At 58.6% G+C, this 24,673-nt stretch carries 28 protein-coding genes and 4 pseudogenes; 18 read left to right on the top strand and 14 right to left on the bottom strand.

All coding sequences use genetic code 11. From position 1 onward, the window contains the following. Positions 1–42 precede the first annotated feature (42 nt). Positions 43–297, bottom strand: a complete 255-nt coding sequence (locus IVB26_RS39780) for a DUF6894 family protein (protein ID WP_247973844.1) — start codon at positions 295–297, stop codon at positions 43–45. 1,595 nt (positions 298–1,892) lie between these two features. Here IVB26_RS39780 and IVB26_RS39785 point away from each other — a divergent pair. Together IVB26_RS39785 and IVB26_RS39790 are read left to right on the top strand one after the other, a co-directional pair. Next, complete coding sequence (locus tag IVB26_RS39785) at positions 1,893–2,591, top strand: tyrosine-type recombinase/integrase (protein ID WP_247973845.1); 699 nt, start codon at positions 1,893–1,895, stop codon at positions 2,589–2,591. A gap of 154 nt (positions 2,592–2,745) precedes the next feature. Then, the gene (locus tag IVB26_RS39790) at positions 2,746–3,231 is read left to right on the top strand and encodes a DUF4142 domain-containing protein (RefSeq protein ID WP_247973911.1); all 486 of its coding nucleotides are present in this window, start codon (positions 2,746–2,748) and stop codon (positions 3,229–3,231) included. Between the two features lie 324 nt (positions 3,232–3,555). Here IVB26_RS39790 and IVB26_RS39795 read toward each other — a convergent pair. The 3 genes and pseudogenes from IVB26_RS39795 to IVB26_RS39805 form a co-directional block, all read right to left on the bottom strand. Continuing rightward, positions 3,556–4,062 (bottom strand): annotated as a pseudogene (locus tag IVB26_RS39795) (low affinity iron permease family protein). 252 nt (positions 4,063–4,314) lie between these two features. After that, complete coding sequence (locus tag IVB26_RS39800; RefSeq protein WP_247973912.1) at positions 4,315–4,695, bottom strand: hypothetical protein; 381 nt, start codon at positions 4,693–4,695, stop codon at positions 4,315–4,317. Positions 4,696–4,749: 54 nt separating this feature from the next. After that, complete coding sequence (locus tag IVB26_RS39805; protein ID WP_247973846.1) at positions 4,750–4,971, bottom strand: hypothetical protein; 222 nt, start codon at positions 4,969–4,971, stop codon at positions 4,750–4,752. Between the two features lie 647 nt (positions 4,972–5,618). Between IVB26_RS39805 and IVB26_RS39810 the strand changes: the two genes are divergently transcribed. Beyond that, a complete protein-coding gene (locus tag IVB26_RS39810) occupies positions 5,619–5,777 on the top strand; it encodes a hypothetical protein (protein WP_247973847.1) in 159 nt (52 codons plus the stop codon). A gap of 625 nt (positions 5,778–6,402) precedes the next feature. On the opposite strand, the gene IVB26_RS39815 is transcribed toward IVB26_RS39810, so the two are convergent. From IVB26_RS39815 to IVB26_RS39835, 5 genes and pseudogenes are all read right to left on the bottom strand, one after another. Next, positions 6,403–6,663, bottom strand: a complete 261-nt coding sequence (locus IVB26_RS39815) for a hypothetical protein (protein ID WP_247973848.1) — start codon at positions 6,661–6,663, stop codon at positions 6,403–6,405. Further along, positions 6,660–7,363: pseudogene (locus tag IVB26_RS39820) on the bottom strand (SOS response-associated peptidase). Before IVB26_RS39820 ends, IVB26_RS39815 begins: the two are co-directional and overlap by 4 nt. A gap of 2 nt (positions 7,364–7,365) precedes the next feature. After that, the gene (locus tag IVB26_RS39825; RefSeq protein ID WP_247973849.1) at positions 7,366–7,845 is read right to left on the bottom strand and encodes a hypothetical protein; all 480 of its coding nucleotides are present in this window, start codon (positions 7,843–7,845) and stop codon (positions 7,366–7,368) included. A 768-nt stretch (positions 7,846–8,613) separates the two neighbouring features. Next, complete coding sequence (locus IVB26_RS39830; protein ID WP_247973850.1) at positions 8,614–9,192, bottom strand: DUF2939 domain-containing protein; 579 nt, start codon at positions 9,190–9,192, stop codon at positions 8,614–8,616. A gap of 323 nt (positions 9,193–9,515) precedes the next feature. Next, complete coding sequence (locus IVB26_RS39835; protein WP_247973851.1) at positions 9,516–10,097, bottom strand: VanZ family protein; 582 nt, start codon at positions 10,095–10,097, stop codon at positions 9,516–9,518. Positions 10,098–11,693: 1,596 nt separating this feature from the next. Here IVB26_RS39835 and IVB26_RS39840 point away from each other — a divergent pair. From IVB26_RS39840 to IVB26_RS39850, 3 genes are all read left to right on the top strand, one after another. Next, entirely contained in the window at positions 11,694–11,936 is a 243-nt protein-coding gene (locus IVB26_RS39840) for a hypothetical protein (RefSeq protein WP_247973852.1), read from the top strand. Between the two features lie 94 nt (positions 11,937–12,030). Beyond that, entirely contained in the window at positions 12,031–12,519 is a 489-nt protein-coding gene (locus IVB26_RS39845; RefSeq protein WP_247973853.1) for a hypothetical protein, read from the top strand. Positions 12,520–12,637: 118 nt separating this feature from the next. After that, positions 12,638–13,108 carry a septal ring lytic transglycosylase RlpA family protein gene (locus IVB26_RS39850; protein WP_247973854.1) on the top strand — a complete coding sequence of 157 codons (471 nt, stop codon included), beginning with the start codon at positions 12,638–12,640 and terminating at the stop codon, positions 13,106–13,108. 367 nt (positions 13,109–13,475) lie between these two features. Here the strand turns inward: IVB26_RS39850 and IVB26_RS39855 are convergent, their stop codons facing one another. Beyond that, entirely contained in the window at positions 13,476–13,904 is a 429-nt protein-coding gene (locus IVB26_RS39855; protein WP_247973855.1) for a hypothetical protein, read from the bottom strand. Positions 13,905–14,395: 491 nt separating this feature from the next. On the opposite strand from IVB26_RS39855, the pseudogene IVB26_RS39860 reads away from it, so the two are divergent. Next, positions 14,396–16,223: pseudogene (locus IVB26_RS39860) on the top strand (caspase family protein). 174 nt (positions 16,224–16,397) lie between these two features. Here IVB26_RS39860 and IVB26_RS39865 read toward each other — a convergent pair. Together IVB26_RS39865 and IVB26_RS39870 are read right to left on the bottom strand one after the other, a co-directional pair. Continuing rightward, complete coding sequence (locus IVB26_RS39865; protein ID WP_247973856.1) at positions 16,398–16,970, bottom strand: hypothetical protein; 573 nt, start codon at positions 16,968–16,970, stop codon at positions 16,398–16,400. 138 nt (positions 16,971–17,108) lie between these two features. Beyond that, complete coding sequence (locus IVB26_RS39870) at positions 17,109–17,528, bottom strand: recombinase family protein (protein ID WP_247973913.1); 420 nt, start codon at positions 17,526–17,528, stop codon at positions 17,109–17,111. On the opposite strand from IVB26_RS39870, the gene IVB26_RS43255 reads away from it, so the two are divergent. The 11 genes and pseudogenes from IVB26_RS43255 (at position 17,527) to IVB26_RS39920 (ending at position 23,231) form a co-directional block, all read left to right on the top strand. Then, positions 17,527–17,670, top strand: a complete 144-nt coding sequence (locus IVB26_RS43255) for a recombinase family protein (protein WP_346732909.1) — start codon at positions 17,527–17,529, stop codon at positions 17,668–17,670. The genes IVB26_RS39870 and IVB26_RS43255 overlap by 2 nt on opposite strands. Beyond that, positions 17,651–18,142, top strand: coding sequence for a nucleotidyltransferase family protein (locus tag IVB26_RS39880; RefSeq protein ID WP_247973857.1), 492 nt, complete (start codon positions 17,651–17,653; stop codon positions 18,140–18,142). The genes IVB26_RS43255 and IVB26_RS39880 overlap by 20 nt, the downstream gene beginning before the upstream one ends. A gap of 41 nt (positions 18,143–18,183) precedes the next feature. Then, positions 18,184–18,228: pseudogene (locus tag IVB26_RS43610) on the top strand (hypothetical protein); the annotation flags it as partial. A gap of 18 nt (positions 18,229–18,246) precedes the next feature. Beyond that, positions 18,247–18,894, top strand: a complete 648-nt coding sequence (locus IVB26_RS39885; protein ID WP_247973858.1) for a hypothetical protein — start codon at positions 18,247–18,249, stop codon at positions 18,892–18,894. A 158-nt stretch (positions 18,895–19,052) separates the two neighbouring features. Next, positions 19,053–19,385, top strand: coding sequence for a hypothetical protein (locus IVB26_RS39890; RefSeq protein ID WP_247973859.1), 333 nt, complete (start codon positions 19,053–19,055; stop codon positions 19,383–19,385). A gap of 492 nt (positions 19,386–19,877) precedes the next feature. Continuing rightward, positions 19,878–20,381 (top strand): hypothetical protein, encoded by a 504-nt coding sequence (locus tag IVB26_RS39895; protein WP_247973860.1) that lies wholly within the window; start codon positions 19,878–19,880, stop codon positions 20,379–20,381. Between the two features lie 283 nt (positions 20,382–20,664). Further along, positions 20,665–20,847: a hypothetical protein gene (locus tag IVB26_RS39900; protein WP_247973861.1), complete on the top strand. Its 183-nt coding sequence runs from the start codon at positions 20,665–20,667 to the stop codon at positions 20,845–20,847. 409 nt (positions 20,848–21,256) lie between these two features. Beyond that, a complete protein-coding gene (locus IVB26_RS39905) occupies positions 21,257–21,436 on the top strand; it encodes a hypothetical protein (protein ID WP_247973862.1) in 180 nt (59 codons plus the stop codon). A 14-nt stretch (positions 21,437–21,450) separates the two neighbouring features. Beyond that, the gene (locus tag IVB26_RS39910; protein WP_247973863.1) at positions 21,451–21,612 is read left to right on the top strand and encodes a hypothetical protein; all 162 of its coding nucleotides are present in this window, start codon (positions 21,451–21,453) and stop codon (positions 21,610–21,612) included. Between the two features lie 202 nt (positions 21,613–21,814). Then, positions 21,815–22,600, top strand: a complete 786-nt coding sequence (locus tag IVB26_RS39915) for an inositol monophosphatase family protein (RefSeq protein WP_247973864.1) — start codon at positions 21,815–21,817, stop codon at positions 22,598–22,600. 376 nt (positions 22,601–22,976) lie between these two features. Continuing rightward, positions 22,977–23,231, top strand: coding sequence for a PepSY domain-containing protein (locus tag IVB26_RS39920; protein ID WP_247973865.1), 255 nt, complete (start codon positions 22,977–22,979; stop codon positions 23,229–23,231). A 60-nt stretch (positions 23,232–23,291) separates the two neighbouring features. On the opposite strand, the gene IVB26_RS39925 is transcribed toward IVB26_RS39920, so the two are convergent. Both IVB26_RS39925 and IVB26_RS39930 read right to left on the bottom strand, forming a co-directional pair. After that, positions 23,292–23,669, bottom strand: coding sequence for an NUDIX hydrolase (locus IVB26_RS39925; RefSeq protein WP_247973866.1), 378 nt, complete (start codon positions 23,667–23,669; stop codon positions 23,292–23,294). Positions 23,670–23,966: 297 nt separating this feature from the next. Beyond that, complete coding sequence (locus tag IVB26_RS39930; RefSeq protein ID WP_247973867.1) at positions 23,967–24,659, bottom strand: MgtC/SapB family protein; 693 nt, start codon at positions 24,657–24,659, stop codon at positions 23,967–23,969. Positions 24,660–24,673: the final 14 nt, after the last annotated feature.

The following is a 24,673-nucleotide window of genomic DNA, read 5'->3' on the forward strand; positions in this document are numbered from 1 at the left end:
GCGCATGGAAGCCTTTAAGCCCCCTGCGAAAGTGTGGGCTCTTTACTGTAGCGCAGTCTCGTTGGTGGCGAAAATCAGCGCGACCTGAAAGACCGGTCCTGACGCGGTCCGCACTTCGATTGCGATATCTGACCGAGGATGATCCTGGCCCGCAACTTCTTGCGCCATATCCCGCGCCAATTGCGCCAAAGTCCCGACAGCCTCTGCCTCGGCCTCTCTTTGCGATTGCAGTTCCACGCCTTCCTCGTCCGGGAAAAGGTCCAACCCGTCCCTGACATCGAAAAAGTATCGGGTCACAGCATCGCCCCTTACGGCAGCCGGTTGTCACAGAACCTGGGCAAAATACGGGTGGTCGTTAGCACCTTGACGTGTAGCGTCTAGACGTAAAATCCTACCAGAAACCGGATGGCAAAGAACGCGCCGACGGCTACTACGGCGGTCGCGCTGATCGCAAAAAGAATGCGGAGGGGTTCGTCCATTGTCCCTCGCATACAGCACGGCCCCCGCGGGGGCAACGCGGAGGCCGCTGTTAGGACGCCTCAAGCCAAGGGGGGATTGAACCTGAGGCAACTGAGAAATGTCGGGAGAGCAGAATGGTTCCTGTGCCGTGTCACCCCTAGGGAGTTACATAGGGCCACTATCCTTGCACCGGCTTGCCGGGCCAGAAATCCAGCTATTGGCCTCCGCTTCCGTCGCGAAGTCCCCAACACGTGAGTCTGGACCAACACCGGTTTTCACGACGACAAACCAGCGTCCATCTTTTGCACTTTTAGGCTCGAAGCGGGGAAACCCTTGGCTCCGTGCGGCCATCGGCGGATCGTCGGTCATTTCTTCTGACCCAGTCCTTTTCGCATCAGCGTCCGAATGGCCTCTGGACGGGTAGCGACGTCGTTTTGTTCTGCCATCCAATTGTCGACGGCTGACAAGTCGTCTGGCTGCAGACGAACGCCGACGAGCGTGCCTTTCCCGGTTGCGGGCGGTCCTCGCTTTTTCTGTGTTATCACGGTTTGAGGCTTCATAGAATCTGTGTTAACACAGTTTCGGCGCCGGTCAAATGAGCCGGACGACAGGGGAAGTAAATGTCTAATCTAAATCTTAAGGCTAGCGCGGGTATCGATCTCTCCACGCCTTTTTGCGCATACACGTATTGTACGGGCCTCCGAGCCCAGGGTTGTGAACCCGTAGTCCAACGGGGTGCGCTCTACATCAATTTGGAGTCTGGCGCGTCTGCGAGCGAGGTGGGTCGGTGGGCAGCGCGCCACGACCCGAAAGGTACTCTGCGGATAGAGTACGCGCGCATGATGTGGTCAGCGCGGGCCTCGGATGACGAAATCATTCGGCTGGGCGCTGCGCCCGAGCTGGCCTGACCGTTTGGTATACTGAGGGGCAGGCGGGTGAATCGCCGACCACTGGATTGCTGACACCCAGCAGCGAAGCGCCAGCGGTTCACCATCCACCTTGTGCGTCGGCTCACGCCGGCGAGGTAAGCAGAGCAATCTTCTTACTCGGGGGCGCGCTCTTGCCCAATCCAGCAAACGACAATCGTGTGCAGCCGCGTGGCCTGCGACGCGCTGAGGCGGCGCGATACTTGGGGATCAGTCCCAGCCATTTCGACGTCCAACACAAGGCCGGCAACGGCGCCGAAACAGACGCTCGGCGTGGTGCTGTGGGACCGCCAGGATCTCGACCAGCTGTTCGATGGTGTTTCAGTCTCCAACGACAACGATGACTATTGGGACAAGGCATGCGGCGGCGAAAGCCCAAATACGTAAACGAGTACATCGATAGACACGGCAAGCCTCGCGTATATCTACGTCGGCCCGGCAGGGCGCAAATTGCATTGCCCGGCGCCCCTGTACACGCCAGAATTTTGGACCGCGTACCGTGCTGCCATGGCGGACGAGCCGACCGCCGACGTGCGACGAGTTAAGGCCGGCAGCATAGCGGCTCCCGTGAAGGGCTATTACGGCTCAACTGAATTCAAGGTGCTGGCTGAAACAACAAAGGCGACCTATCGCGGCGTTTTGGACCGCTTTATTGATAAGCACGGCGATGGGCCGATTGCTGGCCTTCAACCAAAACACATCAATACGCTGATTGACGAGATGGCCGACACGCCGTCCGCCGCGAGCAACTTCCGGAAGCGGCTCAAAGGTCTGTTGGACTATGCCGTGTCGGCTGGCCTGCGCGCCGATAATCCCGTGGTCGTGGCCAAGAAAGTGAAGCTCAAAACGACTGGCCACCGGACGTGGACTGAGGGAGACATCACCAAGTTCCGAAAGCGCCACGAGGTTGGAACGCCGCTACGGCTTGCCTTTGAGGTATTGCTGCATACGGGCTTGCGCCGATCTGACGCGGTGCGTCTTGGCTGGCAGCACCTAACTCAGGACGGCTTCGTCATCAGCACAAAGAAGAGCCAGGGCCATGTTGAGTTATGCATCCCAGTGCATAGCGACCTCGCGCGCTATATCGCCAACTGCCCGAAGGATCGCCCGGCCTTCATCGCAACCATGTACGGCCGCGCTCGCAGCGCGAGAAAGCGTTCTCCGCATGGATTAGCGAAGCGGCATTCGATGCTTGCCTTCCCCTGAAGTCTTCGCCACATGGCGTGCGCAAGGCCGCGTGCCGGCGCTTGGCTGAGGCCGGATGCAGCGCGCTCGAAATCATGTCCATTACTCGATTGGAACCTCTTCAGTATTGGCGGGTTCATCGACAAACAATCCATAGGAGTTTGCCTTGAACAAGATGTATTTATCGCTTGGGACGGCAACCCTGATCGCGATCTCGATTGCCAACGCATCTGCGAAAAATAAGCCCAGCGAAGCCTTCCTCAAGAAAGCAATCCAGGGGAATTTCGCTGAAGTGGGGATGGGAGATCTGGCCCAGCAGAACGGTCAAAGCGATGGCGTTAGGTCATATGGCAAAATGCTTGCCACAGATCACGCTGCCGCCAATCAGAAGGCATTAGATGCTGCGAACAGCCTAGGAATGAACCCGCCGAGCGGACCGAACGCGAAGCAAAAAGCCGACTACAATAAGATGTCCAAAATGTCAGGGGCGGGTTTCGATAAAATATTCGCAACACACATGGTTGCAGACCACAAAAAGGATATCGCCGAGTACAAGAAGGCAGCCAAGAATAAGGATGCTGCCGGGGAATATGCTTCGGGTCAGATCGATACGTTACAAAAGCATTTGGACGCCGCAAAATCATTGAAAGCCGGAAATTAATCGTAGAAATCCGTCGGCAGCAGAAGCGGCTAGCCAAGACACAACGCTAGGTGGAGACAATGGCGGCTCAGCGCTTGTGATGCAGATGGATCAAAAGATCATCTCGCTTAGGCACGGTAGATGGAGCTGGAGCGATGCTTCAGCTGCTTCTGGCAACAACCTATCGAACCCGCACGAGTTCGACTTGGCGAGGCAATGTGGGTCGCGGCTAATCCAGGCAGTTTAATCCTTTTCACTGTCCCCCGGTACGACCGGTGAATTGGACGTTGGTTCGATTGAGCCGCTTTGTCGCCCGCAGTAAACCTCTGTGAAGAAATTGCGTCACTAGAAGACCGCAATGCGCTCAATCATTTCAGGATGACCGCACCACTTGGTGACAGCTCTATCGGCAGCCCTCTTGGCTTTCGTTCCGGCCTTCCGCACGGATATCTCGCCTGCTTTCTCTGCCCTGGCCCTCGCCTCGCACTTTTGACGCAGCTCCGCTAATTCCTCGTCTGTGAGATGTTCGATTCCGACAAGGAATTCCGGGCGGCACCCGCGCGAATCAGTTCGTCCAGCTTCACTTGAATCGCCGCACTGTCCCGGTTTTGGGAATTTTGGATCAAGAAAACCTCAAAAAGTAACGATGGTTGTGCCGGTGTTGATAGCGAGTTGCCAAGTGTCCGAAAAGCCGAACATAGGGCCGGTGACGGCCCATACGATCACAGTGAGGAGGGCGAGAATAAAGGTCAAGTCGCCGGCGGCCTGAGAGGTCCGGTTTGCCAACTCGCCGAATAGCTTCGCCGCCTTGGGTAGTTCGTCCGTTCTCTGTTGAGGTTTCCAATCAGGCATACCGAGTTCTCTAGCTATTAACCTGAGCCAACCGGTCCTGTTCCTCTCTGGTCGACCAGCCTTTAGCTTGCGCTAGCGCAGCTGAGAGTGAATGCGGGCTACGGCCCGTTTAGGACGGACGTTGTGGTCCGGTAACAAACCAGGCATTGGCGTGACTGCTTATCGTCGCTCATCCCGGAAGGTCATTGAACGATGTTGATGCACGCGGACTGCGATCCCCAAGTTTGTGTTGTCGTTCGCGAACATCATAGTTCACCGAAGTGGCCGCGAGGGTCTGAAAAAGAATTTGCTGGGGGTGAATTTTCGGGCCACTGCAAGGGCGCTGCCCTCACAGCTTTCAAGGGCGATCTTCTGGGCCAGCATGACGTCTCCGATCGGCAGATCTCCCCGGGGCAGGAAACACAGCCCGACCTTCGGGCGACCATTTTCGTCGACCTCGCAGACGTTCGTCGAGGCTCCGGTATAGATCCTGTATCGGTTGCCAGTGTCGCCGCCGACCACGTCGAAATAGCCGCTATGGGCGTACTGCGCCCGTTGCGCCGGCGAGAGCCAACGGCGAAGGAGTTGCAGAGAGCGCCCCTCTGGGGTGCTCTCTGCGCCATGTCTAATGTAGAGAGCCTTCGTGGCTCGCATTCGCGCGCGCTCAACGGCCGCGACGGCGAAAAGCGTAAACACGACAGTGACCGACTAGCCGCCGACTAGGCGGGGAAAGAACACCGTCTCTTCCGCAACGGGATCGAAGGATCGGAGCTGCGATATCTGACCTGGACCCTTCCTAGCGGCGGCCGTGAAGCCGTCATTCGTCAGCTCACGGAATCGTTGCTCTGCTTCTTGGAGTGCTCGCGAGTCGCTTGGGTCGAAAAAATGACGACTATCACCGGTATGGTCCATTACGATTTGGATCGCCATGATGCCTCCTCGGAGTGTGTGGCCACGGGACTTCAATTGAGTATCCGGCTGAAAGCTCCGACTTTCAAGAAAGAAAGGCGGCCCCGAAAGTCGCCGTCGGCGCTGACCCTCAGAGTTTCGTACTTCCGAGGGATGCGGTCGGCGAGCAATCGTCTGACGCGTTTATGATCGGACGCCCAGTCATGCTGCCCACCGTGCCATGGGGGCGACTACCAGTCAGGTAATGCAAAGGGCCGGGCTGTTGCTGGAAATCGCGTCTCTCCTTCACATAGGATAATCCGCGCGGGAAGTGCAGGTTTTGCGGAAGAACGCTTCGCTTACTGAGGGTGGTGCATTTTCCTGATCGCGGTACCACCGTGCGCGCGTTCGAATGCGAGTGCGGCGACCGAACTTGGGATGATTAAGGCCACCTCAGTTTGGAAGCCTCTTTCTTTTTGAACGGGTCGTCCTTTGGCGCTGGCCTGTTTTCTGACCTCAGTGGCCTAAGTTGAATTTGACAGTGGCCGGCTTTGGTTCCTGAAGATTTAATTAATAATTGACTCGTGCTTTGCAGTTGAAGCGCGCACTGTCCGGTATCGCAGAGCGGATCTCGACTTTTATCTGCGTGAGAACGCCACTTGCGCTCCCGTCAAACAGGGAGCGCCGCCATGCGAGTCTTTCGTCCTACTCTTATTGATCACGAGCAAGCCGAGCAGATGCGCGAGGTCATGGAAAAGGCCCGCGAGTTGCTGAAAGAGCCCCCGCCAGATACGTTCCTCGGTCGCAAGACGCAAGAACCACCGCCCAAGCTGGACGACGAGTGGTAGGGTCGCTTTGATGATACGGGATGGCAGCCTCAGTCTGCTGCTATGGAACAAATGTGCACTTTGGTACTTAGTGGCTCGCCTGTGGCAGGTGCGTCCATGAACTATTTCAGTAGCGATAAATTCTCAGGGTCCAAAACGCGAGAGGAGCGGCGCTTAGGCTGAGCACCGCAGCATACCATGATGGACTCCCTGCGCGGGCTCACTGTCCGGGTGTTCGAATGCCAGTGCGGTGATCGCACTTCGACCGAGGACAAGAACTAACTCGCCCAATGAAGCTGCTAACGGAGTATTTGGATCGAGCCGTGGCTCTGGAAGGTTTGGCAGCCGGCGAGCCGGATTCGGCATTCAAGAGCCAGTTGCTTGACCAGGCTGCTGCTTACAGGAAGCTAGCGGCAAAGCGGGCTACGGATTTCGATATGCCGCCTCCAAGCCCACCAGAGCAGCCGAAGGGGTACCAGTAGAAAGGCCGGCGGTCATCTAGGAACGACCGGCAAGCACCTGGATTGGTGCTGTGCTCCGGCTCCATGTCCCCCCTGCGTGTCGGAGTAAATTCCAACGGCCCCAGCCGCCGCCAAACGCTGGGGCCGTTTTTTTGCGCCGAATTGCGGCCGACGGGGCAAAGTTGCTAGGTGAGCAGGCTCTTGCCTGAACTTAGGAGGCGCACATAGGTGCCGCTCTCATGCAGCTCGAGCCAACCTTGTTGCACAGCATACTTTATGCCTGCCCCGTACTCGGAGGCACTCCCCATCAGGCTGAAGAGGAATGGCGCGTTGATCTTCTCGATATGAATGCGACCGTCCACCGGCTCCATGCTGGCGGCGAGCTGGACGAGCTGCCGGGCGGCCGCTTCCGGGTCGGCGTAGGGGCGGGGGGCAGCGTGTTTCATGCTGCGGCCAGGTCTTCCTTCACACCGCGCGCCACCACCCGCAGCGTGCCGTCTGAGAGCGGGCGCTGGAGCGCTTGGGCTTCATCCCAAGGTGCACGCATCCATGTCTCGACCTCTTCCGGCGTCGTCAGGATCACCGGCATTGCCTTTGGGTGGATGGCGAACACTTCTGCGTTCGCCTCCGTAGTGAGGAAGGCGTAGAGGATATTTGTGGTCTCGCCCTCTTTGACCTTCCGGACCGATGTCCAGTTGGTCCAAAGGCCGGCGAAGCACATGAGCGGCCGGCTCTCATCGACCGCAAACCAGATATCGCCACCTTCCGCCTTGTTGAACTCGCTAAACGAATTGAACGGCACTAGGCATCGGTTCTCGACGCCGAGCCAGCGCGTCCAATGTGTGCTCTCCACGTTGCGGATGTTGGTCGTGCCGCTGTCCGGCTCCATTCGAAGCAGTACCTTGAAGTCAACTGTCTTTTTTGGGCGCGTTTCTTGGTGGCATCCATGATCGCCTTGGAGGACGACGGCATACCCCATCGCGCCATGACTAGCTCGCGACCTTCGGCGCCTGTCCGGACGATGGGTGCCTTGTAGTCCGGGAATACACCTGGCATCGACGCCAGATTGCCGACGTATTGATCGACCACTCGGAACAGCGCGCTGATCGCGGCCTCGTTGGTCGTGATGCTGTAAAGGTTGCACATACTCAGGAAGCTTTCTTCGTGTGGCGAGATGGTGCTGCGGGCTGCGGATCGCCGATCGGACGCAGACCGATCAGATCGGGCCGACGCTTCTTGCCAAGGGTTCGTTGGCAGGGGCTGCAGTACAGGTAACCGCGCATGAGCGCGACCTGCCGATCGCGCGGCTGTACAACTAAAGCGAGGTCGATCATCTCTGTGTGCTTGCAGTGGTCGCAGCGCACCTCGAGGAGCGGAAGGCCACCCGCGATCGCCGCTGCGATGGTTGGTGAGGCGTGGTCCAACTCGCCGATGAAGGGAGCGGTATTCCACGCCGCGCAATCCAGGGCGTAAGCCTGGGCGCGTGCGGCGTCGGCGGCCGCGCGAGCGGTGATCGCCTGCTCAACCAGGTTTGCGAAGGAAACCTCCGCCTTGTGAATTTCACGGGCATAGTATTTCCGGTCACCGCCGGACATCGGCGGCGGTTTGATGATGCGGGCTGCGGACATTGTCCTTGATCAAAGGCAGATGGCGCACCCAGAGTCGAATCCTCAAGATTTGGTGGGCCAAATAGTCTCTAACCAACTAAAACAACGGGGTCCGAAGAAACACCCGCCGAATCAGTGAGCCTTCGCTCGGCGCGGATCATTTCAGCCTGGTCTCAGCCAAGTTCCTGGACAATACTCAAAGGCCCGTCGGTAGCCCACGCGCTTGTCCTACCCGAAACTCGACAGGCTGGCGGCTCATTTCGTTTGATGCCCACCACGAAGACGGGGCGGCCGGTCGCTTGGAGCTGACGGGGGCCGGTCGAACGAGAACGACGGAGCCTTTCTGTCGAGATACGCGGGCAGGTTGCCCCGTTGTTGCTGTGGGTTGGACGCCTTGAACGAAACCGTCTCGCCAGCTTCATGCAGCCAATGCTGAAATCCCCATCGAAAGGAGCTATGCAAGCGCAACTTGCGCGCGAGGGCCATGGGCACTTCGCCGAATAGTGAAAGGTCGGATACGCCGCTTCGGTTCAATGCGGTCTTTGGTTGTTCTCAGCCATCCGGACCTTCTCTCTCAGCTTCTCTATCTCCTCCATTGCTTTAAGCATCTCACCGGATCGGAGACCCATGTGTGCCAGAGGGGCTTGCGCGGCTTTAGGACTCGAGATTTCTGTTTCATTGCGAAACGGCTCCCTGCCAGGACCGACTGAGATTTGGCGGGATCCGCAAAGAGCATGCCAGCGGAGTGCAACCGGGATTTCCGCAGAGAGCGCGGGAGGGCCGGCGGGGTCAACGCGTCGGCAGCCGGTCAACCATATTTGCCAAGACCTTCGGCGGCAGCCCAATCCCCGAGAGCTTCCAGGTCGTCCCGTGGAGATGCATGCTGACCCTACCTGCGTCCTGACTGTCGCCAAGCCGCAACGCAAACTCGACAGGCTTCACCAGGGTGATCCGTCCGGCGAAAACGAAGATGTTTGAGATGTCGAGCTCGGCCAACGGCGACATCGTTCCGAAAGTGATGTTCTCCGCGCCGTTACGAACAGCACCGCTTTTTAGGAGGACGGACAGGTTCTCCGGCGTCATGAACTTGATGGCGAGGTCATCGGCGATCGTTGCGCCGAACGCGTTTATCGCCATTCGCTCTAACGGGCGCACCGGCCGCTTCTGGCCGAGACGATCAAGGTAGGCGGGCACAACCTGGTCGACCAGGGAATGGCGGACACGCGGCAAATCCGTTCGGGCCATGACTTGGGCGGCGTCTCCGCTCCGAACGGCCGAAACCAGATCCAACGCGGAAACGAAAGCCGACCCGGCATACACCACGAGGCAGAGCAGGAGGACCGCAACGATGCCGACGAGCCACTTCATGGAGCGGAAATCGGGGCAGCGAGGCTTTGTTCCAGTGTCGAGCCGGGTGGCGTCTTCCATCCATAAGAATGACTTAGGCCTGTGATGTGGACGTCCTTCCGTAAGAGACACGCCAAGGAGGCACTCCCAAGCAGACCGTCAGAACGAGGGCGGCGGGGTGGTCGACGGCGCATGCCCCCGCTTGGTACCATTTCGCCGGGGGCAGTTTCCTTGCGGCAGGGATGGCCTATTGGTTCGGCATCGGCCTCGGTACCAACGGCGGAACGGTGAGCCTCACGAATGTGAGCTGCACCGTGCCGGGTCTTAGGCTCCGCTTCGTGGCTTCAGTGATCGGACCGACTGTTAAGGATGGAAGGCGCGCATCCAGCGCGCTCCATTGCGCGCAAAGCTAAACTGCCCAGGAATATCCCTATCAAGCCGCCAATGATCTTTTCGGAGGCGTCCAGCAATTTGCCGTGACGATCTGGCGTCAGCGCTTGCAAAAACTCGAGCACGACTGCGCTACCAAGCACGATGCTGCATACGAATGTCATTCTACGACGGTACGCGAGGCAGAATGCGAAGCCTAAAAGTGCAAAAGCGGCTAGATGCTCCAAATCAGCAACGTTGCTCAGTTGCGGCCTATCGCGGATTGGAGAAAGACTAGCGTAGGTGATGAATGCAAGAGCGGCCCAGGCCACTGCGGCAGATAGTCTTTGCAACATGATGGCTCCCAAATGCGGCGTACAGCTGATTGAGCTTATCTCACTCAGCGATTGATGATTTGGGGCCGATTGATCTAGTAGCCCGTCGCAGAGCCAACTTCTGGCGATCGTGGCGAGCGACTGAGAAGCCTTGATGGCGCGCCCGAAGGTATATGCAGCAGGTCGCCGGCTGGGGCGCAGCTTGAGTGCGGAATGATCCATTCCCCTCTTTGCGTTTTTTTGCGCGCTTTATGTTTTCCTCTTCCACGTTCGTTTTGTTCAGGAACTGCCTTCTAGCGCTTAGTCCGGTCGGTGCCACCGCGGAAGACGTTCGTTCTCCCGGATGACCGGCATCCCAGCCGTCGTGCTTCATCTCTGGATCCATTCCGGCCGATGGGACTTGCTTACCCGGCGTCGCTAGGCATAGCTCGAAAACGATCTGCATGGGACAACTAGCTCGCCAAAAAGCCAATCCCTGGGTCGCTATATTGGAATCCGCGGCTCGCACTTGCAAATGTCGCCTATTAAATATTAAACATAAAATTAAATAAATTAAATGTTGGACGAGGTTTAAATCTGGACTAGGCTGCGAATGCTTGGCGCTGGACGCACGCGTCAAGGACGCTCCAGGAAGCGGCCCCATCATCCCGCCTCCTGCTTACGCCGTCCAAAGGATGTAGGGGCCGCTTCTTTGGCAAATTGGGAGGCAAATCATGCAGTTCCTGTCATTAGGTGATTTGTTTTTCATCTCCGCAGCAACGGGTACGCTCCTACTCGTCGAGGTCGGAGTTTTGATCATTGTGGGCGTGTTCTGAGCCGGACGTTGTCCGGTCAATTTCAATTTCAGCGCTTCCAGCGCGCGGACTGCACTTTATGCCCTCTATAGTGTCAACGCACTTCAGCACAGAGCCTTCCGAGCAAAGCTCCCATGGTCGCGGGCGTGCGCCTATTGCGTGCCTCTCTTCTACTCCTACTGAGAGGGACTGGAGTGGGCGGAGAACCATCAACGTCGTGCCCGAGGTCGCGAATGACAATGCGCGCACCTGGCCTTTGCTACCGTTTCCGGATGGCTGGTACGCCGCCGGTTGATCTGTGATGCGGCTCGGTCCTGCGGTGCTCAGCAGCTAGCAGGGCGCATTTTGAAACCTTTTGATTGCCCACCATCCGCCGGTTGACGCTGGCGGGCCAACCTGGCTCCGCCTTGCGCCGGAGTGGTTGAAGATCGCGAAAGAAGCCGAGAAGCGCTTGCTCCGAGGTTACCCCCACCTCTGTTGACGCTCATGGACAACTGTCAGGGAACGACTCTCCAGCCGAGAGATTTAAGATTTCGGTCTGTGGCGCGACCTGGACCACTTCAGGTTCGCGACATCCACCCGGGACGGCCCATCGTTCGAACGCGCGTTTGGCGATGGGTCGGTTCTCGCAAGCGGCGGCGTTCTCTTCACTAGGAACAACCGGCAATCCGGGAAATTGCTTTCATGCTCCGGCGTCCCAACAGCCCCCGAAGCCGGAGCAGACCCCCAAGTGGCCCCAGCAGCCGCCCTGCTGGGGCCGTACCTTTATGATAGCAGCAAGGGGCAGGCCCGCCGACTTGCGGGAACGCAAAAAGACCCCGGCCTGACAGAGGGCTGTGCGCTAGGGCTTTAGGCGCTTTCTTTCTAAGCGCCCGGAGGATCTAACCGGGACAAACGGGCAAGTTCATCTGCCGCTACCGCCTTCCCTCGGCTAAGTTTCCGCACCCAACCTTCCGCTGTGTATCTTTCGAGACGGTGCGCCGCCGGTCCTGCTGATAGCTTGTTGAGAGACAAGGGGGCGGGCATGGACCGGCTGAAGGAAGAACTGGGGCGCCTCGAAGCCCCCGCCTGCCCGAATTGCCACGTTAATATGAGGTGGTTTCAGTCGGAGCTTCTGCAAGACGACCAACAATCTATTATCGCACACCTCTTCATTTGTCCTAACTGCAAGCGCGCTCAGCGGAGCGATTCGAAGTTCACGCCGGTGCGCATTCCACTCGATAAACTGGCGGCTCCGCGTTTTCGTGTGATTGCAGGTGGAAAGTGAATGGCGCCGAAAAGGCTTTGGCTGTTGCCCTGCGCAGCCTTCTCGCCTCCGGCGTTCGTTGGGCACTTTCGTGCCGTCTGGGCATTTTGTGCTCATGAATGACGACGCCGCCAGATACCGCCGGTACGCGAAGGCTTGTCTTGATGAAGCCGAGGGGGCGACGCGCGCCGAGGACTACTACACAAGCGCAGATACCGCGATGCGTATTTTGCGCAACGGCGAGATATGGATGCGCAAGTCGCACCTAATGAACGACTTTCGTGAAATTGAGCATGGCTTCGAATGTCTCAGAGGTGAGTACAGCAAGAGCAAGCCAAGCATGGACGCCTTGTTCGACGGAATGTTTCCAGGTTTCTGCGAGAGACTTGAAAAGCTGCTTGAAAGGCCCTTTCGGGTTTATAGACCGTTCGGCGTACACCCGCCCAACGAGATGGCACGCCCTTCCCTTCCTTCTGCAGTAGGAGCGATGCAAAGGTGCGGCGTGATGCGCTGCAACGAGACCGCTGCTTGCTGCATTGCGTCTCGCGAATCCCGCGCCCCACTCGGTAACATCGGTATGCATTCACCTTTTGCCGACGCATGAAAGCGAGTTCAGGAACGCGCCTCAAAGGATCGCATTGTCCTTCTGTTTTACAATTGTAGTGAGGCCGACCATGCGTCTTCTTTGTAGAATAGTCGCCATTGCATCAGTCCCAGCGTGGATGTGGTTACATGTAAACTCTGCTGCAGCGCAGGACTTCAATGATAGGTGGTCCATCATTCCAAAGGCACACGCCGAGCCCGCCCCCCAGGCACCGGAGCAAACCAATCAGAGCCCGCAGACGCAGTCTCCTATCGAGCAAGAACCGCCGCAAAATTCGGAAGACCGCTCAGCTACTCGATCTTTCAACCGAGTGTTTTCCGGGAAGGCTTCCTTCTACTCGTATTCGAAACGGAAGACAGCGAGCGGCGCAACGTTCGATCGGGATTCGCTAACTGCAGCTCATCGCAATCTGCCGTTCGGCACGCATGTTCGTGTTACTGACCTCAAGAGCAGCAAATCGGTAGTCGTTCGTATCACCGATCGCGGACCTTGGGTTCGCGGTCGCGTCATCGACCTCTCGCTTGCAGCCGCTCGCAGCTTAGGAATTACCGATCGTGGCGTCGCCCAGGTTCGCGTAGTGGTGCTTTAGCCGCAATCAGGTGCCCCGCGAGGACGGCATCCGTTGACGCCCCGTGACAGAGATATCAAGCACAATTTTCCTGGTGATAGCTCACCGCTGGCGGTTTGACGGGAGCTCGCGCAGCCGTAACGTCCAAGCATATTCATTTGGGGGAGATTTCAGTGCGCTTTTTGCTTTGCCTGCCTTTTGTCGCGGCTGCTTTCGTAACATCCGCCTCTGCCGCTCCGCCCGCGAGTTGCGCTTCTAAATTTATAGGTGAATGGCGGCATTCCGGAGGAAATAAGGGAACGCTCACCGCAGACGGACGAGCGATCTGTAGTGAGCACGCGGCGTGCCAGGCCGAGGGCACCTGGACCTGCTCCGGAAATAACTTGACCTACACGACCAGCCTAGGCTCGTGGGTATAGCGCATGACTGTCCGGCTATAGATTTCCCTTCGCATGAACTGCTGACCGAGCAGGGCGATCATGTAGTCGGTGCGGACAGGTGGAGGGATGGTGGGCGTGATCAGGGCGTCAACGGCGAGCGCGAAGGCGAGCAGGTTGACCACGCCTCGCCGGGTCAGCACTCCCCTATCCCGTGTCCGCAGGGCTAGCAGGGCGTCATAGCGCTCCTTTGGGTATCGGCGTCGCTTCAGCGCCAGCGGTGCAGGCAGCAACGCCAGTGGACGGGAGAACGTCTTGCCGATCTGCGATGACCAATCGTCAAAGATTCCACTGCCGATCTTGTCCTCGAAATGCTCCCTGACCACGGCCTCAGCGGCGGCAAGCTGCTCCTTGGTCGGTTTGCCGAAGACGGGCTTCATGTCCTCAAGGAACTGGCGCTCGCACAGGCCGCAGATTGGACCATCGGGTGGCCCTGTTCTGGCAACCGACCGCCTGACACGGCAGGTCCGCAGCGACAACAATAGCGTTCCGCATCGCCGTAGGGAGGCGGGTATCCGTAGAAACTTGGCGCATCAGAGAAGGTATTAGGGTGTGCGATTGACCTTCTCTGGCCCACAGGCAGACGGAAGGTTACGAACAACAGCGTACGCCCCGTTCATGGCTGCAATATGTCTAAGTCATTGAAATACCTATCCATTAGTGGATAGGTCTCGTTAGTGGAAGGGTAGGAACTTGCCTACTTGGCTGCCTCAATCTCCAACAGGCATCCTGCGCCTGCTCAACCCGGCGACAGTGAGACCAGGGTGCGTCCCGCCAACCAATGGCACGCTTGGTGATCAACAGCACAGAGCCGATGCTTGCCTTCCGGCAAAGTCTGCATAGGCTGCGCACATATTCGTTGGGGACTTTAATGGGCGCTTTTCGTTGGATTACGTTGTTGCTTTCGATCTGGCTGATTTGCGGATCGGCCCATGCCGAGCGCCGTGTCGCGTTGGTGATGGGCAACTCGGCCTACAAGAGCGTACCCAAGCTCTCCAACCCGGCGAACGATGCCGCGCTAGTTGGTAGCATGTTCAAGAAGGCCGGGTACGAATGGATCGACATCAGGACCGATCTCAATGCCAGCGAGATGCGCAAGGCTCTGCGCGACTTCGGGGGGCGAGCGCGAGATGCCGAGGTCGCTGTCATCTGGTCACGGCATCGAGCTTGACGGCACCAACTACCTCATTCCGACCGATGCGGCTTTGGAGACCGACAGCGATGTTCTCGATGAGACTGTGGCGCTTGACCGTGCGCTGTTCGCCGTTGAGCCTGCCAAGCAGCTTCGTCTCGTCATCCTTGATGCCTGCCGCGACAATCCCTTCGCCAAGACCATGAAGCGAACGGTTGCCGCCCGTGCCATCGGGCGTGGCCTCGCCAAGGTCGAACCGACCAGCCCGAACACGATGATCGCGTTCGCGGCGAAAGCGGGGTCTACAGCGTCCGATGGGGACTCCAAGAACAGCCCGTTCGCCGCAGCGCTGGTCGAGCGGCTACCCACGCCCGGTCTCGATTTGCGCAAGGCGTTCGGCTTTGTCCGAGACGATGTCTTGAAGAACACCGGTTACAAGCAGGAACCGTATGTCTACGGCTCGCTAGGCGGTGATGACGTGTCGCTGGTCCCGGCCAAGCCGGCCGTTGCCGGCCCGCAGGCGAACCCGGACAGCGAAATTCGTCGCGACTACGAACTGGCGCTTCAGCTCGGGACGCGTGACGGATGGACCGCCTTCCTCAACCGCTTTCCGAGCGGCTTCTATACCGATCTCGCCAAAGGCCAGTTGAACAAGATCGCCGCCGAAGAAACCCGCGCGACCACGGCAGACAAGGCCCGGCAGGCGGAAGAGGAGAAGGCCCGCCTCGCTGCGGAGCGTGCCAACAAGGCCGAACAAGACAAGGCGGCGGCCGCGGCTAAGGCAGCCGAGGAGAAGCGTCTCGCCGCCGAGAAGGCCAAGCAGATCGAAGAGGCCAAGGCGGCCGCAGCCGAGCAGCGGCGAAAGGACGCCGAAGCGGCAGCAGCAAAAGCGCTTGCCGAGAAGCAGGCCGCCGAGAAGGCGCTGGCCGAGAGGCTTGCGAACGACAAGGCCGCTGCCGAGACGGCCGCCAAGCAGGCCGCGGAGAAGCAGGCCTCGGCCAACGCTGAGCAGAAGATCGCAGCTATAGTGCCCTCTTCGACCCCGCCGGCGCTGTCGCCGCCGGAGACGACGAAGCTGGTTCAGGCGGAGCTGCGCCGGGTCGGTTGTCTCAGCGCCTCCGCGGATGGCGACTGGAACGCCTCGTCACAACGCTCGCTGACGCTGTTCAACAAATATGCCGGCACCAAGCTCGCAAGCTTCGATGCTCTCGACGCAATCAAGGCGAAGCCGGGCCGTGTCTGCCCGCTGGTGTGCGACCGCGGCTTCAAGGCCGACGGCGACGCCTGCGTGAAGATTGCTTGCCGTGCCGGCTATCGCGTCAACGACGACAATGAATGCGAGAAGGTGCAGGACAAGAAGCCCGTCGCAACGCGCGATGATGGCTCCAAGCGAGATTCAGAACGGAAGAAGGTCGAATCCACGCCGTCCAAGCCACAGGCTTCCGGTCAGATGATCTGCAACGATGCTGGCTGCCGTCCCGTCAAAAGCGGGTGCAGGCTGGTTGAGAATTCGTCCGCAAACAACTCTCGCAGAATCAATGATCGGATGGTGGAGATCTGCAATTAGCCGGCCTGCCAAGCCGTAGCGATCAGTATTGGAGCGCCAAGAGTTCGTATCTGATGAGGCGCGGAAGCCGCTCTACTTCATCAGTCTTTCGTCCAAAAGAATGAAGTAGGTCCGCGCCCACCGCCTGCGCAGCCGACCCGCTGGCCCTACAAGGAACGAGGGCGAAATTGATACTTAATCCCGATAGCGACAGAACTCATCGCCGTTTTCGTATTCCACGCAGGTCTTCACGCGAGGACGGGGACGCATGTCATAGTGATAACGTCCTTCGTTCCGCTCCGCATAGCCATACCTACGACCGCGATCCATGTCATCGTCGTCCCGACGCCAGTTGCGTCCCGTGGTTTGATGATCGTCGTCCTGGTCCATCATGCGTCCCATCTGCCGTTGACGCATTCGCTCTCTGTCAAAGCGATCATCACTACGCTGACGCGTGGTCCAATCTCGGTTGATCTGCGTATCCTCTGCGCTGCGGCGTTCGCGGTCGCGGGCTTGGTCCGATTGTTGCGGTGTGCGCTCAGGCTGAACCGGAGTGGTTTGAGCCTGCGATTGCTGCGGTCGTTCGCCTTCAATGATTGTCGGATTGCTTTGGCTTGAGGGCTCGCCCGGTCGTTGAGCGTCCTGCTGCTCCCGGCTCTCAGTTTGATACCGATTGGTTGTATCCGTGCCTTGCTGCTGAGCGGATGCAGCGACGGAGAGAAGGGAGGGAACGATCAAGATCATCGTGGCTAGGAGGGATCGGCGCATGTTACACCTCGAACAGTTCGCAGTGTAACGTCACACCGAGATGTTCGTTTCTACAACGAAGAAAAGATAAGGCTGGCCTCACCAATTGTCAGTGATCCTGACCGGGTCCAACATGTCTGTCTCGCGCTTGGACCAATCCTACCGAACGATGGCTTTGTAGATCGCACCGCGTGAACACCCAAGCTGCTTCGCAATCGCAGTCGCACCAAGCCCTTGTGAGCGCAAAGTCCTGATCTGGTTATGATCGAGGCTGACCGGCCTGCCCTTATAGATTCCCTTGGCCTTGGCTTTCGCGATGCCAGCAGCCTGCCGCTCCTTGATGAAGCCCAACTCCATCTCAGCGACCATGCCAAGCACGGTGATCACCATGCGCCCAAGTGGCCCTGCTGTGCTGACTTCTGGCTCAAGAATGCGGAGCGATGCTCCCTTCTGATCCAATTCGTGGACAAGGTTCAGGGCATCGCGAGTTGATCGGCCAAGCCGGTCGAGCTTCACGACCACCACCGACCAGAACACCGACACCCAACTTGAACGGCTCAGGGCGGCTGGCTGCGACATCGTCAGGCAAGAGAAGGTCTCAGGCAGGAGCCGCGAGGGCCGCACCGAGTTGGAGACCATCCTCGACTTTGTCAGACCGGGCGACACGCTTGGTGCTGACGCGGGCGTAACCGATCTGGCTCATGGAAGATGGTCCTGTTGATTATGGGTACGCCCTTGCTGAACGTTCACGGGACCGCACGATTGCGTTCACCAAGGGTCGGTGGAACGGGGCGTTCGATAGCACCTGTGTATTCCGGCGTGTCAACGAGGTCATACAAGCCGGAACCATCATCGCCGGTGACCTGCCTTGGTCTCCTGAGACCGCACCAGAGATACGGAAGGCGTTCACTATCGCCAACAACTGGCGCGATGCTCATGCGTACCCGATGCGAAGTGTGCGGTATTCCATGATGTGGTTCATGCGCCACAACGGCATCGAGGGCATCACCGCCGCTCGGCTAAAACGAATGCAGGCGATCCGCCGTAAGCTGCGACGCCTTCCACACCAATTGTGCGACTTACAGGACTTGGCCGGTTGTCGCGTGATCCTCCCGTCCATAGCGGACGTGCGCACATTGGTATCGTTGGTACGCGACCGTGCGCGGCACATTATCCGGGACGAGAACGACTAATCAAGCGCCCCAAGAAGGATGGCTATCGAAGTCATCATCTCATGCTCAACTTTCAAGGCAGGGGGCGATCTGCGGTTCATGACCATCGTCGGATTGAGCTACAAGTGCGTACCCGCTTGCAGCATTCTTGGGCTACTGCCGTCGAGGCGGTGGGGCTGTTTCGGGGCGAGGACTTGAAGGGTAATAAGGGTAGCCAGAACTGGCTGCGCCTTTTCAAACTGATGTCTGCCGAGTTTGCGATGGCCGAGAGTTCCAAAGCGCCATCGAATGTACCGTCCCACGACGACCGGGTGAAGGAACTTAGGGAGCTTGATGCTGAGCTAGACGCATCCGCAATGCTTCAAAACATGAGCCATGCTGTCCGATGGACCGACATCGCCGTACCATCGAATACCCCCGCTCGTTATTACTTGATCCGGTTTGATAACGCTCTCAAGCGCGTGATGGTCGAGCCGCATTTCGTACCGCGTTGGGCAATGAAGTCTTATGACAATGCGGAAGAACTCGACAACCAGAGTGGCCGCGAGACATCCAACGTAGTCTTGGTTGAGGCAGACAAGATCGAAAACCTGAAAGTGGCATATCCGAACTACTTCGGAGACGTGCAACTATTCAAAACCCAACTCAATAGGCTGCTCAAGGGCAAGGACGTTGAAGAATACACGGTAGCACCGCAAGAGCAGGTCAATACAAATCGTCCTCGCGAGAACCCCGACCTCGTTTGGTTCAAGCGCCGTATCAGATGGAGCTAGGTTGAGGCCGATGCGGTCGGCATCGAGCAGCCAAGGCCGAAGTCAAAAGACGCCTGGAACCCGGAACGGTGGCAAAATACGCTATGAACTGATGGGAGAGATTTCAGTATTGGAGAAGAGATGTTCTGCGACTCGAATACCGCATCCTGCTCGTCATCATGCTGCTGGCAGCGGTGATCTGTCTCCTGATCGGCTTCGGTTTTGCTGCCGATGCTCGCGGGAAGTGGATTAACAGCGCAGGGCTTCTGTTCGACGTGAGCGGCGTCATCCAACTTCATATCAGCGGGCTGTTCGAAGACATCCTTCGTCATTTTGGGGATGAGGAGAAGTTCCCCTATGGTCCTCCCTCGAACATCACGCGGAAGATTATCGACAACCCCGATGTTCCGGTGCGCATGTGGCTGCGCAACAACCTCTTCTTCGAGGCGACAACGGCTTTCTATCTGCTGCTGGCAGGGTTCGTCTTCCAACTCATTGGGACATGGGTGTGACCCGGCCCCATGGGGGACCTCAGGGTCTCCAGACCACCGACGACCGTCTCACATTTTTTCGCAGTTTTCAGACCGGCCTACGCTGCCTCTGCTCGCTCTACGTCGGTGAGTTCGTAGCGAGGGAACGCGGCCGTGGCCTCCATCCGCTTCTTGACGGTGATGCCCCTGTACGCCTCGCCTTGCGTCCGGGCAGCGTGTCCGCAGATTGCGTCAACGGTCAGGTTGTTCAGCCCGGCATCGTGGCCGTAAGTCTTGAAGGTGTCTGGTCGTGATGCGCAGCATAGCAAGCTCGTTGATTCGAGATTGCTAACTTGCCTCTCGTTCTTGACCAAAAAGCTTAGGACACCGGGGGACAAATGCGGACAGTAGCAGTCGATCACTCGGGTTGCCGAGAACCGGGCCAAGCTCGAGCTGGGGCGGAAGCTGCTGGCCCTCAGGGAGCGAACCCCGAACAATCGGAAGTTTGGCGAACTGGTCCGGGCCCAATTCGACATGGACGCGCCTCAGGCGTCGGCGGCCATGCGAGTCTGCCGGCGCTACGGCGAAAGGGAGGAGATCACCTCCCGGCTGTCTTGGGCCGGGCTATTGGCCCTTTCCGCATCGACTCTGTCCGAAGCCATCCGTAACAGCCTGGAGCGGCGCATCGCGGGATGGCGAGCAAGTTTCCGTGTCTCAGATCCTGGATGCCGGCCGAAAATAGGCATGCGCAGAGGCGAACGAGATTGCCTCCAGGATATGCGCCCGCTGCTAGCACCCACAGGGGGCCTCGGCGCGCTGGAACGTTTGGTGTCGCAGCGCGTCCTGAAGGCATCGATCCTGTTGCCTGTGGATCGACCGATGGACACAGTAGTTGCCTATGCGATCTCGGCCTTTATCGTCGGCTTTGGCATCGGGATCTTCATTGCCGGTCTAAACTCGGGCGCGCCAGCTTTCTGGGCCTGCATCGCCCTGATACCCGTTGCGATCGGGCTCCTGAGCGCTTTCGGTCCCAAATAAGAACTCCAGCCCTTCAGGGGCACTTCGATGCGCCCGGGACGGTCGGGACCGTTGACCCCACCTGCCCAATCCGAATTGCCTACTGCCTTAATGCGCGCCCCCCGGCTGATCGACACCGGCAGAGAAACGGCCCCAGCAAAATCATGATGGTGCTGGGGCCGCTGAGTGCCTGGCGGTAATGGGAAACGCCAAGGTAGTTTGAGCCTAGGAAAAACCGGCAATCAGTTCTGTCCGATTTTGCACACACTGAGTATGGTTCCCGTTCGGGAACGGACCGACCGCAATGAAAGGCATGCAGGCTCAGTTGGAAAAGCTCCGCACGCATGCGGCGGAGTGCGCCCTCATCCGCGATTTGGCCAGCGATGCTAAGAAGCGAGAACTCTTCAGCCGGCTGGCGGATCACCTGAGCGTGCTCGCCGCCGAAGTCGAGCGTGCGATTGCGGAGGGTGTGAAGAGCAAAGGATGACTGGCGGCTGGGAGCGGCCTTTCGAAGATCCGATAGACGACAAAAAACGGCCCCAGCGTTTGGCGGCGGCTGGGGCCGTTGGAACGCTCTGGCACCAAGGGGGGCTTTGGACCGGAGCACAGCCACCAATCCAGTCGCTTGCCGGTAGTTCCTGGGGAAGACGCTGCGGCGAATGCGAGAGCCGACCCATCGCCAAACGCGCGTTCGAACGATGGGCCGTCCCGGGTGGATGTCGCGAAGCTGGATTGGTCCAGGTATCGCGCCACAAGGCTATCGCTGGCAGAGCGGCGCGTGGGTTTTCGGCCTTTAAGGGCAAGGCGATTGGGCCACCCTGAGCGGCTCCAATGTTCCCAGTCTGCTCGCAGGTGGCGGAGGCTCCGACCGCACCAAGATCGATGCTTTCGGTCTGGTGACTGGCCAGGTCGGCTACGCCTGGAGCAATGTCCTATTCTACGTGAAGGGCGGCGGCATCGTCGCGAGCGACAAGTATGAGGGCTTCATCACCGCGACCGGCTTCGTCTTCGACAAAGCGAGCGAGACCGCTGGGGTGGCGCGGTCGGCGCCGGTCTCGATTTCGGCGTTGCACTAAACATCGTCGTCGGCGTGGACTATGTCCATGGCTTCATGGGCTCGCGCAACAACAGTTTCTGCTTCACCGGCCCTCTCGCCGCGTTCTCTCGCACCGATCGCATCAGTCAGGACGTCGACATCGTCACCGCGCGCGTCAGCTACCGTTTTGGCGGGCCGCTTGTCGCGAAGTATTGATCTCTAAAGGCGGAGCGCGAGTAGAACCGCAGCGAGAGTAAACGGTCCGTCCTTTGGCCCGTTTGAGACATCGCAGCCAGCCTCGACGGGGTTCCCGGCGACCACCCGCAAGATCATCCCCGGACTGCTTATGCGTCTTAAAGGGATAATTCGACGCCCATCCGATACGACGGCGCTGAGCGTGCGCGAATGGAGATAGTTGATGCCGAAACTGCCGAGCGCCGATTTCCTTCATCGATTGGCAGATATCGCCGATCGCGAAACCTTGCCGCGCTTTCGAACCGAACTTGCGGTCCATTCCAAAACTGGGGAGGGTTACTTCGACCCGGTGACGGAGGCTGACCGGGAAGCCGAGATTGCGATTCGAGCAGCGATCGAAGTCGAATATCCCGACCATGCCATTCTGGGCGAAGAACTCGGTCTGGCCGGAAGCGGTTCTTGCCGCTGGGCCTTGGACCCTGTGGATGGGACTCGTCCCTTCATCTGCGGCCTTCCTGTCTGGGGCACGTTGATCGGCTTCACGGTCGCTGGCCGAGCCGAACAGGGAATGATGAGCCAGCCCTTCACGGGTGAGCGTTTCTGGGCTACCGCCGATGGGGCTTGGTGCGAACGTGAAGGCAAGCGCCAACGACTGTCCACGCGAGACGTCGGCACGCTGTCGCGGGCCATTCTGTATACGACTTCGCCTGAGCACTATCATGGTGAGCTCAAGCTAGGCTTCGATCGCCTTGCCGCTTCGGTCCGGATGACCCGCTACGGCGGCGAATGCTATGCCACGGCAATGCTCGCTGCTGGCCGTATTGGCCTCGCCGTCGAACCTTCGCTCCAGCCCCACGACATCGTCGCGTTGATCCCGATCATCGAAAAGGCGGGCGGAGTGGTGACGCGGATTGATGGCGGGCGGGCCGAGGAGGGTGGCCCGGTCTTAGCTTCGGCAACTGCCGGTCTTCATGCAAAGGCCCTTCACCTCCTCAATAACGGAGGTTAGACCACCCTGCGCTTCTATGAAGGAGCGGGCTTTCATCGTGGAGGCAAACATATTTCGAAGTACGCCGCGCCTAACGGTTCAGGGGCAAGTGGACATGACGCGGCGGGCGGCCATAAACTGCCTATGGCGCGAGCCCTTCTTGTGCTAGCTTTGCCGCGGGGGTACGCGCTGGCCAGCAAGTACTTCCCTCTGACTTAGCCTTAAATCCCGTCTCTTTGGTTTTCCTTTGGAGACGGGATTTTTTCGCAAGCGGACCGCGGCGCAAGAGGGCCGCGCCCTCTAGACCGCCAGCTCGGCGATTGTGTTTGCGAGAGAGTGGCAGAGGAACAATCATGTCAGCGCTCTCGTTAACGCCTCTAACGAGAGGAGATCCATAATGAAGCTTGCCACAATTCTGGTCCTCGGTTCTCTCGCCATGAGTTCAGCAGCGAGAGCTGATCAACCCGGACCTGACTGGATGCCGATGGAGCAAGTGAAGGCTAAGGTGATCGAGTCCGGCTATTCCCAGGTCACTAAGCTCGAAGCCGACGACGGCCAGTGGGAGGGCGAAGGCATCAAGAACGGCCAGAAGATGGAATTTCATGCCGATCCCAAGACCGGCGTCATCGTGCGCGAAAAGCCAGACCACTAACCTTTGAGATCATGCAAGACCGTCTTCGCCAGTTGTACTTGCCGACTGCGGGGACATAATTCACTTCGGAAACAATTTGTCCCGAATGTAGCGCGACGTCGGTGTCAGCCTGATTCCACTTGGCTTGCACCATACTGCTCTGTCGATCTCCTTCTTGTCGCCGATCTTCAGAGGGCCGGACGCGTTCTTGGCTAAGAAGATCGCGTCACTCATCTTGCGACCGGACCGACGATTCTTAGCCTTCACTTCTTTCCAGAGCTTCACCGGCCCCAGCTTGAGCTTCGGCAGTTCTTCCCTGATCTCTCGGCGCAGGCACTTCCTTTCGCTCTCTCCTGCACGCCTGCGACCGCCCGGAAACATCCAGAGCCTATCGCGCCGTCGTCTGACCAGGAGCACGCGACCTTTCTTCGCGACAACAAGTTTTGAAGACTTCGCCATTTCTATTCGAATCGATTTTCAGATCAGCGCCACTCTAGACGGGCTGGTTCGACCTGCAACGGATGAGCGTCGGCTCGCTCTCCGTAGTATCACGGAGCAATCCTACAGGTCGTGACCAAGTGTTCAGGTGCTATCCTTACGCAACATGCTCGAAATCTTCGACATCCTCCAAGAGCCCAAGTTCTGGGTCGCGATGGCATTCGGACTGGCTCCGATTGTCATCGGCATCATCATCTTGTGGTCTCGCCGCTGAAGTCGCCAGTTAGCAGCCCTAAGTCGCAATAGGCCACTTCGGAGCTAGTCCCCCGTTGGCGTGATGCGAAACTCAACCACCTCGGGCAAGCCGCGCAAATGCTTAGCAAGTCTTTCCGCATTGGCCCTGTCGCGGCTCTTGATGGTCATCCGGTATTCGAACTGCTGCCCCCCTTCGCTTAAGCGGGATGACAGGTTCGCAATCGTAAAGCCGTGATCGCCAATCATCTTGTGGACCTCGCTTTCGCCCATGACCTTATCCCGGCCAAAGCGCAACATGTGATGGGCATAGAACTCACTCGGCAGCCGCGCCTCGATCAGCCGGAACAGCGCGAGCACTATCAAGGTCGCGAGGGCGCCGACAACCGCAGCAAACCAGAACCCAATTCCAACCAGAATACCGATAGCTGCCGTTACCCAAATGGATGCGGCCGTTGTTAGTCCCCGGACAGTCCGGCCCTCTTTGAAGATGACGCCAGCGCCCAAAAATCCAATGCCGGTCATGATGCCCTGCGCCATGCGGGTCGGATCAGTCCGGATGGCGTCATGTTCAAGCAACGTCATCCACTGGTGCTGATAAACCGTGACGATCATCAGAATGGCTGAGGCAATGCAGACCAGGGAATGGGTTCTAAAACCCGCCGGGCGACCGTGAAACGTGCGCTCAAATCCAATCATAGCTCCGATAACGAGGGCACCTCCTACTCTGACGATGATCACAAGTTCGTCGTGACCCATGGCTCACCTCTATA

Origin of the sequence: Bradyrhizobium sp. 195, from assembly GCF_023101665.1 — a bacterium.
Classification (GTDB): Bacteria; Pseudomonadota; Alphaproteobacteria; order Rhizobiales; family Xanthobacteraceae; genus Bradyrhizobium.